This window comes from Cupriavidus sp. 207A1, from assembly GCF_057798955.1.
This window is the reverse complement of sequence record NZ_JBYOJO010000006.1, coordinates 52,586-64,393: the sequence shown is the minus strand read 5'-3', so window position 1 is coordinate 64,393 and position 11,808 is coordinate 52,586. Positions and strand designations below refer to the sequence as shown.

Sequence of the window (11,808 nt, the reverse complement as noted above, 5' to 3'; positions counted from 1 at the left end):
CGCGTCCGGGCTGCTGGTCGGCCTGCCAGTCACACCGATGCGCGGCGACGCATGGCGATCAACCGAAGGAGAACAGTAATGGCAAATATCGTGGCTCTCATCACCGCGCTCGGCTTCTTCCTGTTCTACGCACTGACCGCGGCGCTGCTGGTGCCTCTGGCGCTGCTGTCGTGGGCGCTCAAGCAGGTGATCGGCGCTATCCGCTGGGTGCAGGAGAGACTGGTTTGAGCAGCCCCACATCGCGCAGCAAGGAATTTCTGGAAGGCCGCGGCTACATGGTGGCCGTGGTCGAGAAGTGGAACCCGCACGCCAGGGTCAGACAAGACCTGTTCGGCTTCATCGACCTGCTGGCAGTAAAGGAAGGCGAGACGTTGGGCGTGCAGACCACCAGCCGCAGCAACATGAGTTCTCGGGCGCGAAAGATCGCCGACCACGAGAACACGCCGGCAGTGCGGCAGGCGGGCTGGAAGTTGGAGATCCACGGCTGGGCGAAGGACACGCGCGGCCGGTGGGGTGTGAAGGTGCAGGACGTTAGCTAACTAGGAGAGGCAAATGGGTATCGAGGAACTGAAGCTGGTGTTGCAAACGCTGTCCGGGCTTGCCGACGGCGCCAAGGAGGGGTTCATCTGGTGGCTGATCGTTACCGAGGTGCTGCCGCGCGTTGTGGTCGTTGTCTGCGCCACTATCGTGGCCCTCGTAGCGTGGAAGATCGCCAAACTGATCGCGGACTATTACGCGAGCGAAGGCCGCTGTGAAACTACGATCCGGCACATCTCCGCCATCACTGGTAAGTACGTCGATTTTCCTTATCCGTCGAGGTCGTATCTCAATGACCTGGTGGAGGAAGTCCGCAAGCTGAAGGGGCGAGCATGAAAACAACCCTAGCCTGCACACGCTGCGGCGGCACTGACCACACCCTGTCCAACTGCCCGCGCTTCAAGGTGCGGATTGCGAGGATCGCATGAGCAAGGTAAGGATTGAGCCGCAACCGCCGTCCGGAATCAAGTACATGATCGGCGCTCAAAGCTGGCTGCCGAAGGAGCAGCAGACACCGCGCACGCTGATTTGCGAGGAATGGGGAAACATGGGGCCGCTGGAACTGAGGCCGGAAATCCAACCAAACAAGATCGGCCTGCGCGTTCGAGTCACGGAATTTCTCGCCCCGGAGGGATTCGACACCTTCAAGGACATTGACGGGGTCTACTACTGGATTAAGTCATGAGCAAGCCCAAAACCACCAAGTGCCCGTCGCCGGCATACCGCGAGTACCGACCGGATCAGGCAATGCGCATTGCTCAGGCTCGCGCTGCAGCCGTGCAGCCGCCTATCGTGTCGCTGGCAAGCTCGATCCCGAGCCATCGACCGGGGGAGGGGTGGAAGTGAGCGCCGCCATGTACAAGGAGTTCGTCCTGCGCGGCCCGTCCGTATGGGCTGGCTTCGTGGCGCTGGTCAAGGCGAACGCCAAGAGCTTTGCCGACAAAGGCGAGCCGCTGCGCCTGATCGTCACGTCGGAAGAGCGCAAGCGGAACGCGGAGCAGAACGCCAAGCTGCACGCGATGCTCAAGGAGATCGCCGATAACGCATGGTGGGGCGGCAGGCAGTACCCGATGGAGTTCTGGAAGGAGTACTACCGGCGCCGGTTCCTACTGAAAGACGAATACACCTCGCCGGATGGGGAGATCGTGCAGACCTACTGGTCTACCGCCGCCCTGTCCGTCAAGAAGTTCTCCGAACTGATCGAAAACATCCACATGGAGGCTGCACGTGACTTTGGCATCGACTGGAATCTCTGAGGAATGGCGCGCCATCCCGGGATATGAGGGCATGTATGAAGTGTCGAACTGCGGGCGCGTGAGGTCGCTTGACCGCGTGACTCAGGCATCGAACAGGCGACTGAACCGCAAAGGGAAGGTGCTCAGCACCAACCCCGATACGCACGGCTACCTTCAGTGCAGGCTTTGGAAGGACGGCAAGGGGAAGGCCGCATGGGTTCATCGCCTTGTGCTGGAAGCATTCGTCGGGCCAGGCGCCCCCGATCAGGAGGGCTGCCATAACGATGGCGACAGGCGGAACAACAGCCCGGGGAATCTGCGCTGGGATTCCAGGGCGGGGAACATGCTCGACAAGCAAGCGCACGGGACACAGATGCGGGGCTCCTTGGTGAAGGGCGCGAAGTTGACGGAGGAGATCGTGCGAGAGATTCGGCGCCTCCGAGGCGCGTTATCGAACTCGAAGCTTGCGGCTCGGTTTGGAGTCTCCAGGGGTCATATCGCGCACATCCACAGCGGCGAAAAATGGGGGCACGTGGCATGACCTACCGCAGCGAGAAGCTCCGCCGCGCCGTGGCCTCGCTGCCCTGCGTCTGCTGTGGCCGGCAAGGGGCAACCCAAGCCGCCCACGCCAACCTGTCCTGCTTCGGCAAAGGCATGGGGCACAAGGCAAGCGACGCCGCGATCATGGCCCTGTGCATGACCTGCCACGGCGAGCTGGATCAGGGCAAGAGCATGGGGAAGCTGGAGCGCTGGCATCAGCAGATGGAGTGGATCGCCAAGACCAGCGTGGCGCTGATCGAGGCTGGATTACTGGAGGTGGCGTGATGGGTGCGTGGTTCTACTGGGCGCTGTGGTGCCTCATCGTGGCCGGTGGCGGCAAATCGAAACGGGATAAGGGGAGGGAGGAATGAGGGATCTGGAGCGGGAAGTCGAGTACTGGAAGCGGGTCGCGGCCTATCTGGCTAGCTGCCATGCGGCGACCATGCAGCATGAGGCGGTGCTGAGCCGGACCAGTAAGGCCAGCAGGGAGCGATTCCGGAGCATCTGCGACAAGGCGGCGAGGATGCTGCGCGGGAACGATTGTGACATGCCGTATGGCGCCGTTAGGCAGAGCGGCGATGCGTCGGTGGAGGCGGCGATTGAGCGTTGCGAGTCGGCCATCAAGGAGGAGGCATGACGCAAGACGAGTCGCAGCAGATAGAGGAACTGCTCCTTGCCTGGTACGCCTGGCAGCAGCGGGAGAGCTTCCGGGAAGTCCGCGGCATGTGGTATCCAGCACAGGACCAGACGTGCAAGCAATACCGGTCGGGCGATGCCTGGGCCGCTGAGAATGACCAGTACGAGGCTGACGAGACAAAGCTGGAAGACCTCCAATCCGAGATCATCCAGCTTTGCATTGACAGCCTGACGGTCGAGCAGCGGTCCGCCATCCAGATCAGCATGCGCAACAAGTCCGGGCCGGCAGTCTGGCGCTCCAATCGGGTCGAGGATCAGCACTACACCTACAAGGAGGCGAAGCTGGCTCTGCTGCCGTCCCTACGAAAGAGGGGGCTAATCAAGGTGGAGGCGGCTGCATAAAGTACTTGTAAACCGCAAAGACTTAGTCTATTCTCTGTGGCAGAGAGCCCGCGTCCTGAGAAATCAGCCGCGGGCTTTTTGCATTCCCGCATGGCTTAGGCGTGTCGCCTAGCGGACCGTCTCCCCGACAATCCCTACCTCCCAGCCGCATCAGGCGACACACCTAAGCTATGGCTACTCGCAAGAAAGCACCGGCAGAGCCGGCCGAGACGGTTGTCGCCTGCGAGAACTGCCGCTATTTCGTGCCCAAGGAAGGCCGCAACGAGTGCCGGCGCAATCCGCCGAGCGTCGCTGTGGACTTCGAAGACGGCGGCGTGACGAGCATGTTCCCGCTGGTGGATAACGGCGAATGGTGCGGCTGCTGGGCCGCTAGGCTGAACTCATGACCCGCGACGACCTGATACAGCAGTACGGCTCTATCCGTGCTGCGGCGCGGGCTATGGGGGTGGCGGAAACAACGCTGCGGGAAAGGCTGGGGCGGGGCCAGTCGGTGCAGGTAACGCTGTCGGAGAAGAAGAGCGTCAACACGCTCAAGATTCGCTCGGGCAGCATCGTGATCGGCTCTGACGCGCACTACTCGCCTGGGCTGGTGACGACCGCGCACAAGGCGTTCTGCAACGTGATCGCGGAATACGCCTCGGACATCGACGCGGTGATCCTGAATGGCGATCTGCTGGACGGCGCCAGGATCAGCAAGCACGCCCGGATAGGCTGGCAGAAGACGTACAGCGTCAAGGAAGAGCTGCACGCTGTACAGGAGCGGCTGGCCGAGATCGAGAAGGTGGCGCGTGGCATGAAGCTGCTGCGCACGACCGGCAATCACGATATTCGCTTCGACACGAAGCTGGCCGCGATGGCGCCGGAGTACGAGGGCGTCCAAGGCTTCGCGCTGGCTGACCATCTGCCGCGCTGGCATGACTCGTACCGGATCGACGTCAACGACGACACGAAGATCATCCACGCGGTGGCGAACGGCATGCACGCCGCCTACAACAACGTGGTGAAGGGCTCAGGCTTCCATGTGGTGACCGGGCACACGCACAGGTTGCAGGCCGTGCAGTTCCGCGGCTTCGGGCAACTGCGCTATGGGATCGAGACTGGCATGCTGGCTGATCCCGAGCAAGACGAGTTTGCGTACCTGACTGGCCGCAACGCGAACTGGCAATCCGGCTTCGCGGTGCTGACGTGGCGGGATGGTGAGTTGCTGTATCCGGAGTTCTGCGCTGTGCGGGATGACGGGAAAGCGTACTTTCGCGGCCAGCGGGTCGCATAACAAGAGAGGGATGGATGAGCGACCAAGCAATCGAGCAGGAAATCGTAGCCAAGGGCAAGACCGCGCCGCGCGTCACGCCGGCCGACATCGAGGCGAACATCGCCAGCGAGCACTACTTCACGGCGGAGGACGGCGTGCGCCAAGTGGAAGGCAGCGTTGGCAAGCCCGATAACCCTCTGGCCCTGCTGACATTCTGCGTGCTGGTGCTGCGCAACGGCTTCACTGTGACCGGTGAGTCGGCCTGCGCCAGCCCGGAGAACTTCGACGCCGAGATCGGCCGCAAGATCGCGCGCCAGAACGCCGTCAACAAGATCTGGCCGCTGATGGGCTATGCGCTCAAGCAGCAACTGCACGATGCGGCCTAACAACGACGGTTGACGACTGGCTCCCGCAAGGAGCCACCTCACGCATGGCGATTCAAAGCGTTTCACAGTCGCTTTCTGCCCTTGTGCATTAGCCTGGACAAGGTGAATCGCCAGCCGTGAGGTAACGGCCGAAAGTGGTCTTGGTAAGGGGTATCCGCCGAAGAACCTTCCACAAGGGCGCGGACTAAGTCGCACGTAGCAGCCTGCCTACACCTCAACCCGTTTCATCTGTCTCCCTCGGTCTTCGGACCCTTGGCGCCTCGCTGGCTTCGGTCGGCGGGGCGCGTCTCTTTGTAGACGATCCGGTAGCGGAGAGCGGCAGGAATAGAGCGCCCGGTAAGCCGGGTAGAGATTCTGGAAATCGATTAAATATCAAGGGAAATCAATGGCAAAGGGTGGCAAGCGGCCTGGCGCCGGGCGGCCCCCCGGTGCCTTGAACAAGATCACGGCTGACATCAAGGCGCTCGCGCAGCAGCATTGCGAGGCGGCGATCACTGAACTGGCGACGATCCTGACGACGAGCGAGAGCCATCAGGCCCGGATCGCGGCGGCGAAGGAGTTGCTTGACCGCGGCTATGGCAAGGCCATCCAGGGCGTCGAGCTAACCGGCAAGGAGGGCGGCCCGGTTGTCATCGCGGCTTCGGATCTTGACGAGAAACTGTGAAGCTCAACCCGAAGCAGGCCGAAGCCCAAGTCATCCTGGCGGGTGATGCGACGCACATCATGTTGTTTGGCGGCAGCCGGAGCGGAAAGACGTTCCTGCTGACCCGCAATGTGGTCATGCGCGCCATGAAGGCGCCGAACAGCCGGCATTGCATCCTGCGCTTTCGGTTCAACCACGTGAAGAACTCCGTGGTGCTGGATACCTTCCCGAAGGTGATGCAGGTTTGCTTCCCCGGCGTCGAGTACACGCTGAGCAAGACGGACTGGTATGCAGAGCTTCCGAACGGCTCGCAGATCTGGTTTGGTGGCTTGGACGACAAGGAGCGCACCGAGAAGATTCTCGGCATGGAATTCGCCACGATGTACCTGAACGAGGCGAGCCAGATTCCATATGGCTCTGTCGGCGTGGCAGTTACACGCCTGGCACAGAAGGCCATGCAGGAGATCAAGGGGCGCGAGCCGACGCAGTTGAAGCCGCGCATGTACTACGACTGCAACCCGCCTAACAAGGCGCACTGGTCGTACAAGCTGTTTGTGCAGAAGCGCGATCCGGACACGAACGAGCCGATTCGCAGCCCGAGCGACTATGCATCCTTCCAGATCAACCCGGACGCGAACCGAGAGAACCTGTCCGACGGGTACCTGGACACGCTGAAGAACATGTCCGCGCGGCTGCGAAAGCGGTTCCTTGATGGTGAGTTTGCCGACGCCAATCCGAATGCGCTGTTCCCCGACGAGAACATCGAGAAGTGGCGTGTGATCGACGGGGCGGTGCCGGATATGGTGCGCATCGTGGTGGCAGTTGACCCGTCTGGCTCCGACGACCAGGCCGATGCAGACAACGACGAAATCGGGATCGTGGTGGCTGGTCTCGGCACTGACGGCAATGGCTACATCCTCGAGGACTGCACTGTGCAGGCTGGGCCTGCGACGTGGGGAAACATCGCCACCACGGCATGGGAGCGCCACCAAGCTGACGTGATCGTCGGCGAGACGAACTATGGCGGCGCGATGGTGAAACACGTCATCCAGACCGCGCGGAGTCGGACGCCTTTCAAGATGGTCACGGCCACGCGAGGCAAGGTTGTGCGTGCGGAGCCGTTTTCGTCGCTGTACGAACAGGGCAAGGTTCGCCACGTCGGCTATTTCAGCAAGATGGAAGACGAACTGGCGGCGTTTTCCACAATCGGATACACCGGCCCGCGCTCTCCGAACCGCGCGGACGCAGCAATTTGGGCGCTCACCGAGCTATTCCCAGGAATGGTGGCTGAGCGCAAGAAGCCGAAGGCAGACAAGCCGAAGGTTCAGCAATTCACCAACTGGATGGCCGCATAGGAACTGACATGCTCAAAGACTTGACGAAGCCCCTCGGCTACCAGCAGATCACCAGCCTGGTAGCCCCCGTCAGCCTGACGGTGCCTGGGGCGGCCACCGGCATCATCCCGGCGCGACTGGCCGTGATCCAGTGCGAGGCCCAGCCTGTGCGCTGGCGCGATGACGGGGTGGTTCCGAACGCGACCACCGGCATGCGCCTGCCCGTCGGCGGCGAACTCCGGTATGAAGGCGACCTGAAGAACATCCGCTTCATCGAGGAAACGGCCGGCGCCATCCTCAATATCAGCTACTACGCCTGATGGCCGAGATCAACGACCTGCTGCAGGACTTCAAGGACGACGAGTCCTATTGGGCGAAGCAGTTCGAGGAAATGCGCGCCGATCTGCGCTTCTCGAACCCGGCCTGTCCTGAGCAGTGGGACGAAAACGTGCGCCGCGCGCGCGAATCGTCCATCGACGGCGCGCGCCCCTGCCTGACGTTCGACCAGACGAACCAGTACATCGCCCAGGTCGTCAACGACAGCCGGCAGAACAAGCCGGCCATCAAGGTGATGCCGAGCGAGCGCGGCGATATTGCCGTGGCGAACACGCTGGAAGGCGTGGTGCGGCACATCGAGTACCAGTCGCGCGCCTCGATCTGCTACGACACCGCGCAGGAACATGCGGCCCGCATCGGCCTCGGCTGGATGCGCGTGCTGCCGGTGGTGGTCAATCCGAAGCTGAACCAGCAGGAAATCCGCATTCAGCGCGTGCACGACCCGCTATCGGTGATGCTGGACCCGGATTCGACCGAGCCGGACGGTTCGGACGCAACGCGCGGGTGGGTGACCTCGGTCCTGTCGAAGAAGGCATTCCAGCAGCGCTACCCTGGCGCCGCGGTGTCGTCGTGGACCGGCCAGACCGCCGCCGGATGGTTCCAGAACGACGCGTTGCGCATTGCCGAGCGCTTCACGGTTGTCACGAAGAAGGCGAATTGCCTGATCGTGGAAGGCCCGGGCGGCCGCACGGAGATGTCCGAGGACGAATACTGGCGCCAGGCCCAGATGACGGGCGTCCAGCCTGTTGTGGTTGGCTCCTACGAGGCCGAGAAGCGCTCGGTGCGCTGGCTGACCATGTCCGGGTCGGAAATCCTAGAACAGACCGATTTCCCGTCGCAGTGGATTCCGCTGATCCCGGTGCTCGGCTATGAGCTGTGGGTGGAAGGCAAGCGCTACCTGTGCGGCATGGTGCGCCGCATGAAGGACGCTCAGCAGGCGTACAACTACGAGCGCTCCGCCTACATCGAATCGGTGGCGCTACAACCGAAGGCGCCGTGGATTGCTGCGGCAGAAGCCATCGAGGGGTATGAAGACATCTGGGCGCAGGCGAATACGTCGAACAAGTCGTTCCTGCCCTGGAATGCATACGCCGACGACGGCACCACGCAGTTGCCGATGCCGCAGCGGAACAACCCGCCGGCCATCCCTGCGAGCTTCATCCAGGGCGGCCAGATGGCGCTGTCGGACATCCAGGCGTCGATCGGCATGTACCGCGCCAACCTCGGCGCGCCGTCGAACGAAACCAGCGGCAAGGCCATCAACGCCCGCAAGATCGAGGGCGACACCGCCAATTTCCACTACATCGACAACCTGTCCCGCTCGATGGAGCACCTCGGGCGAATCGTTGTCGACATGATCCCGGCCATCTACGACACCCGTCGCGTGGCGCGAATCCTGGGCGAGGACGGCTCTTCTGACTCGGTGGTCATCGATCCCGAGCAGTCGGAAGCCGTCAAGAAGGACCAGAACGGCAAAATCGCATCGATCAACCCGAACGTGGGCGAGTACGACGTGCGCGTGAAGGTCGGTCCGTCGTTCACCACGCTGCGTCAGGAATCCGGCGAGGCGATGGCGCAGCTGCTGCAGCGCGCGCCAGACCTGATCCCGGTGCTGGGCCCGGAGTGGATCCGCAACCAGGACTGGCCGAACGCCGAGAAGGTGGCAAAGCTGCTACTGGCCATGGCGCCGCCGCAGGTGCAGGAAGTCGAGAACGACAAGTCGGATGTGCCGCCCGAGATCATGGCCAAGATGCAGGGCATGCAGCGCGAACTGGAGCAGTGCCAGCAGATGCTGCAGAAGCTGGGCGAGGAATACAACGCACTCGAAAACAGCAAGCAGATCGACAGCGAAAAGGTGCTGATCGACCGGTACAAGGCTGAAACCGAGCGCCTGAAGATCATGGCGCCCGGTCTGGGTCCGCAGTTGGCGCAAATCCTGGCTCAGGAATTCGGGCTGCAAGTCATGGCGTCGCCCGACATCTACCCGGGCGAGCCGCCGGGCGCCATGCCTGACGAGCAGGGAGAACCCACCGAACCGCCGCAAGGCGGTTTTTTTACGCCCGAACAAGGCGCGCAGTTCGAGTTGCCGCCTGAGCAGTTCCAGCAGTAACCCACTGGCCGGGGATGCGGCCTGCCACTACTTAGCCGAGAGCTATGACCACTGAAAGCCTGGTGACGACTCCCGAGGTCACCGAAATCCCATCGGGTGATGCCGCTGTCAATCCTGATGTCGCGGGTCAGGAAACCGTCGAGACGCCGGAAGGTGGTGAGGGCAAGCCCGAACTGTCCGAATCCGAGCGCCAGGCCAGAGCACTGCAACGCCGGGTGGATCGCCTCACGCGCGAGCGCTATCAGCTCCGCGCAGAGAACGAGAACCTGCGCACCCGCAGCCAGCCACAGCCCTCCGACGAGCAGGAAACGCTGACGCCGGAAGAGGTCGACCGTCGCGCCACGGAAAAGGCGCGCGAGATGACCGAGGCACAGCGCGTGAACGACCGCTGCAACGAGATCGCGAAGCAGGGGGCAAAGGAGTTTAAGGCCGATTTCAACAAGGCGCTGGAAGAGGTGGCAAGCATCACGCCGCTGTTCGACGCCCAGACGCGGCCGACACCTCTGATGCAGGCAATTCTGGAAACGGATGAGCCGCACAAGGTGCTCCATTACCTCGGCACGAATCCCGATGTTGCGGAAGAACTCGCGGACATGTCCCCGCTGCGTGCGGCGCGAAAGCTCGGCCAGATCGAACGCGATATGGCCGCAAAACCCGAACCCAAGCCGAGCAATGCTCCCAAGCCCCTGCAGCCGGTCAAGGCCGCGGCGGCTGGCAGTTCGCCTGACCCGTCCAAAGACCCGGAAGGGTGGGCGAAATGGCGCAACGAGCAGTTGCAAGGCAACCGCAAATAAGACCCGCTCAGGCGGGTTTTTTTACGACCTCATCAGGAGCCCAAAATGGCTGACAACATCATCACCTCCAGCATGATCGCCGCCGAGACGCTGCGCATCCTGCACAACGAATCGGCCTTCCTCGGCAACATCAACCGCGAGTACAACGACCAGTTCGCCAAGTCCGGCGCCAAGGCCGGTGCCACGGTCAACGTGCGCCGCCCGGTGCAATACACCGTCCGCTCCGGCGCAACGGCGAACTTCCAGGACGTGAACGAAACCACGGTGCCGATCACCATCCAGCCGGAATTCGGCATCGACTGGGACTTCACCGACTTCGACCTGACGCTGTCGATCGACAAGTTCTCCGAGCGCTACCTGCAGCCCGCCGGCAAGCGCCTGGCCACCGAACTCGACATGCGCATCGCGTCGCTGTACAAGCAGGTGTTCAACTTCACCGGCACCCCCGGTACCACGCCGACCACGGCACTGGCCGCGCTGAACGCTGGCGTCCTGCTGGACAACAACGCCGCGCCGCGCGACAACAACCGCACCATGGCGATGACGCCGCTGGCGACCGCGTACATGGTCGATGGTCTGAAGGGCCTGTTCAACGACCAGTCAACCGTCGGCAAGCAGTACCGCACCGGCCAGATGGGCAACGCGCTGGGCATGGACTTCCAGATGTCGCAGAACCTGCCGACGCACCAGGCCGGCCCGCAGGGCGGCACCCCGCTGGTGAACGGAGCGAACCAGGGCATTATCAACTCGGGCGCGACCGACAACCCCTATGCGTCGACCACCTCGCTGGTGACCGATGGCTGGACCGCCGCGGCCGCGCTGCGCCTGCGCGCCGGTGACGTGTTTACCATCGCCGGCGTGTTCTCGGTCAACCCGGAGAACAAGCAGTCGACCGGCCTGCTGCAGCAGTTCGTGGTGACCGCCGACGTGTCCTCGGACGCTTCGGGCAATGCCACTGTGGTGATCTCCCCGGCCATCATCGCCGGCGGTGCGTACCAGAACGTCACCGCGCGCCCGGCCGACAACGCCGCGATCACCGTGCTGACCGGCGCGGCCAACAGCCAGAACGGCCAGAACATGCTGTTCCACAAGGACGCATTCACCCTGGTGACCGTCGACATGGACCTGCCCCGCGGCATGGACATGGCCGAACGCATGGTGTCGGATGGCGTGTCGATGCGCTTCGTGCGCGGCTTCGACATCACGAACAACAAGCGCCTCTGCCGCTTCGACATCCTGGCTGGTATGGCAGCCCTGCGCCCCGAGTGGGCCGCACGTCTGACGCAGTAAGCGCGTCGCCTTGGAACGGGCCTTCGGGCCTGTTTCTCCTTTCTGATTCCAGGACAAGACCATGGACCAATACCCGCGCTGGAAGTACTCGGCGGACAGCCGCTCGATCGTGGTGGATGACGCTGACGCTGAAGAAGCGCTCGGCGAAGGTTGGTACGACTCGCCGGCCGATGTGCCCGACCCCGATGCAGAGCCGGAAGCCGATCCGCTGGACGACCTGCGAGCCCAAGCCGAAACGCTGGGCGTGAAGGTGGACAAGCGGTGGGGCGCGGATCGCCTCGCTACCGAAATCGAAGCAGCAAAAGGAGCCTGA

The 11,808-nt window shown here is 62.8% G+C and carries 19 protein-coding genes; all 19 read left to right on the top strand.

The genetic code is table 11. The features are described from left to right. Positions 1–78: 78 nt before the first annotated feature. Positions 79–228 (top strand): hypothetical protein, encoded by a 150-nt coding sequence (locus AC3FMM_RS12620; RefSeq protein ID WP_488686733.1) that lies wholly within the window; start codon positions 79–81, stop codon positions 226–228. After that, on the top strand, positions 225–539 hold the full coding sequence (locus tag AC3FMM_RS12615) for a hypothetical protein (protein ID WP_488686732.1): 315 nt from the start codon (positions 225–227) through the stop codon (positions 537–539). Before AC3FMM_RS12620 ends, AC3FMM_RS12615 begins: the two co-directional genes overlap by 4 nt. Before the next feature lie 13 nt (positions 540–552). Further along, entirely contained in the window at positions 553–873 is a 321-nt protein-coding gene (locus AC3FMM_RS12610) for a hypothetical protein (RefSeq protein WP_488686731.1), read from the top strand. An 88-nt stretch (positions 874–961) separates the two neighbouring features. Beyond that, positions 962–1,222 (top strand): hypothetical protein, encoded by a 261-nt coding sequence (locus AC3FMM_RS12605; protein WP_488686730.1) that lies wholly within the window; start codon positions 962–964, stop codon positions 1,220–1,222. Between the two features lie 169 nt (positions 1,223–1,391). Next, complete coding sequence (locus AC3FMM_RS12600) at positions 1,392–1,793, top strand: recombination protein NinB (RefSeq protein WP_488686729.1); 402 nt, start codon at positions 1,392–1,394, stop codon at positions 1,791–1,793. Next, positions 1,765–2,313, top strand: a complete 549-nt coding sequence (locus AC3FMM_RS12595) for an NUMOD4 domain-containing protein (RefSeq protein WP_488686728.1) — start codon at positions 1,765–1,767, stop codon at positions 2,311–2,313. Before AC3FMM_RS12600 ends, AC3FMM_RS12595 begins: the two co-directional genes overlap by 29 nt. Then, positions 2,310–2,597: a DUF968 domain-containing protein gene (locus tag AC3FMM_RS12590; protein ID WP_488686727.1), complete on the top strand. Its 288-nt coding sequence runs from the start codon at positions 2,310–2,312 to the stop codon at positions 2,595–2,597. The genes AC3FMM_RS12595 and AC3FMM_RS12590 overlap by 4 nt, the downstream gene beginning before the upstream one ends. Positions 2,598–2,679: 82 nt before the next feature. Next, positions 2,680–2,949 (top strand): hypothetical protein, encoded by a 270-nt coding sequence (locus tag AC3FMM_RS12585; protein ID WP_488686726.1) that lies wholly within the window; start codon positions 2,680–2,682, stop codon positions 2,947–2,949. Continuing rightward, positions 2,946–3,350 (top strand): hypothetical protein, encoded by a 405-nt coding sequence (locus AC3FMM_RS12580; RefSeq protein ID WP_488686725.1) that lies wholly within the window; start codon positions 2,946–2,948, stop codon positions 3,348–3,350. The genes AC3FMM_RS12585 and AC3FMM_RS12580 overlap by 4 nt, the downstream gene beginning before the upstream one ends. A gap of 170 nt (positions 3,351–3,520) precedes the next feature. Continuing rightward, the gene (locus tag AC3FMM_RS12575) at positions 3,521–3,736 is read left to right on the top strand and encodes a hypothetical protein (RefSeq protein WP_116378628.1); all 216 of its coding nucleotides are present in this window, start codon (positions 3,521–3,523) and stop codon (positions 3,734–3,736) included. Continuing rightward, on the top strand, positions 3,733–4,623 hold the full coding sequence (locus AC3FMM_RS12570) for a hypothetical protein (protein WP_488686724.1): 891 nt from the start codon (positions 3,733–3,735) through the stop codon (positions 4,621–4,623). Before AC3FMM_RS12575 ends, AC3FMM_RS12570 begins: the two co-directional genes overlap by 4 nt. Before the next feature lie 14 nt (positions 4,624–4,637). Further along, complete coding sequence (locus AC3FMM_RS12565; protein WP_488686723.1) at positions 4,638–4,988, top strand: Gp49 family protein; 351 nt, start codon at positions 4,638–4,640, stop codon at positions 4,986–4,988. Between the two features lie 433 nt (positions 4,989–5,421). Further along, positions 5,422–5,652, top strand: a complete 231-nt coding sequence (locus AC3FMM_RS12560; RefSeq protein WP_488686722.1) for a hypothetical protein — start codon at positions 5,422–5,424, stop codon at positions 5,650–5,652. Continuing rightward, positions 5,649–6,986, top strand: a complete 1,338-nt coding sequence (locus AC3FMM_RS12555) for a phage terminase large subunit (RefSeq protein WP_488686721.1) — start codon at positions 5,649–5,651, stop codon at positions 6,984–6,986. Before AC3FMM_RS12560 ends, AC3FMM_RS12555 begins: the two co-directional genes overlap by 4 nt. A gap of 8 nt (positions 6,987–6,994) precedes the next feature. Next, entirely contained in the window at positions 6,995–7,285 is a 291-nt protein-coding gene (locus AC3FMM_RS12550) for a hypothetical protein (RefSeq protein ID WP_488686720.1), read from the top strand. Continuing rightward, complete coding sequence (locus AC3FMM_RS12545) at positions 7,285–9,411, top strand: portal protein (protein WP_488686719.1); 2,127 nt, start codon at positions 7,285–7,287, stop codon at positions 9,409–9,411. Before AC3FMM_RS12550 ends, AC3FMM_RS12545 begins: the two co-directional genes overlap by 1 nt. 44 nt (positions 9,412–9,455) lie before the next feature. After that, entirely contained in the window at positions 9,456–10,205 is a 750-nt protein-coding gene (locus tag AC3FMM_RS12540; RefSeq protein ID WP_488686718.1) for a hypothetical protein, read from the top strand. 45 nt (positions 10,206–10,250) lie between these two features. After that, on the top strand, positions 10,251–11,495 hold the full coding sequence (locus AC3FMM_RS12535) for a P22 phage major capsid protein family protein (protein ID WP_488686717.1): 1,245 nt from the start codon (positions 10,251–10,253) through the stop codon (positions 11,493–11,495). Positions 11,496–11,556: 61 nt separating this feature from the next. Beyond that, complete coding sequence (locus AC3FMM_RS12530; RefSeq protein WP_488686716.1) at positions 11,557–11,808, top strand: hypothetical protein; 252 nt, start codon at positions 11,557–11,559, stop codon at positions 11,806–11,808.

Bases quoted from the DNA above. Each gene is read 5' to 3' on its own strand.
- AC3FMM_RS12545 (WP_488686719.1), top strand. From the start codon at position 7,285: ATGGCCGAGATCAACGACCTGCTGCAGGACTTCAAGGACGACGAGTCC.
- AC3FMM_RS12530 (WP_488686716.1), top strand. From the start codon at position 11,557: ATGGACCAATACCCGCGCTGGAAGTACTCGGCGGACAGCCGCTCGATC.
- AC3FMM_RS12565 (WP_488686723.1), top strand. From the start codon at position 4,638: ATGAGCGACCAAGCAATCGAGCAGGAAATCGTAGCCAAGGGCAAGACC.
- AC3FMM_RS12570 (WP_488686724.1), top strand. From the start codon at position 3,733: ATGACCCGCGACGACCTGATACAGCAGTACGGCTCTATCCGTGCTGCG.
- AC3FMM_RS12535 (WP_488686717.1), top strand. From the start codon at position 10,251: ATGGCTGACAACATCATCACCTCCAGCATGATCGCCGCCGAGACGCTG.
- AC3FMM_RS12620 (WP_488686733.1), top strand. From the start codon at position 79: ATGGCAAATATCGTGGCTCTCATCACCGCGCTCGGCTTCTTCCTGTTC.
- AC3FMM_RS12605 (WP_488686730.1), top strand. From the start codon at position 962: ATGAGCAAGGTAAGGATTGAGCCGCAACCGCCGTCCGGAATCAAGTAC.
- AC3FMM_RS12590 (WP_488686727.1), top strand. From the start codon at position 2,310: ATGACCTACCGCAGCGAGAAGCTCCGCCGCGCCGTGGCCTCGCTGCCC.
- AC3FMM_RS12540 (WP_488686718.1), top strand. From the start codon at position 9,456: ATGACCACTGAAAGCCTGGTGACGACTCCCGAGGTCACCGAAATCCCA.
- AC3FMM_RS12580 (WP_488686725.1), top strand. From the start codon at position 2,946: ATGACGCAAGACGAGTCGCAGCAGATAGAGGAACTGCTCCTTGCCTGG.
- AC3FMM_RS12610 (WP_488686731.1), top strand. From the start codon at position 553: ATGGGTATCGAGGAACTGAAGCTGGTGTTGCAAACGCTGTCCGGGCTT.
- AC3FMM_RS12550 (WP_488686720.1), top strand. From the start codon at position 6,995: ATGCTCAAAGACTTGACGAAGCCCCTCGGCTACCAGCAGATCACCAGC.
- AC3FMM_RS12600 (WP_488686729.1), top strand. From the start codon at position 1,392: ATGTACAAGGAGTTCGTCCTGCGCGGCCCGTCCGTATGGGCTGGCTTC.
- AC3FMM_RS12575 (WP_116378628.1), top strand. From the start codon at position 3,521: ATGGCTACTCGCAAGAAAGCACCGGCAGAGCCGGCCGAGACGGTTGTC.
- AC3FMM_RS12585 (WP_488686726.1), top strand. From the start codon at position 2,680: ATGAGGGATCTGGAGCGGGAAGTCGAGTACTGGAAGCGGGTCGCGGCC.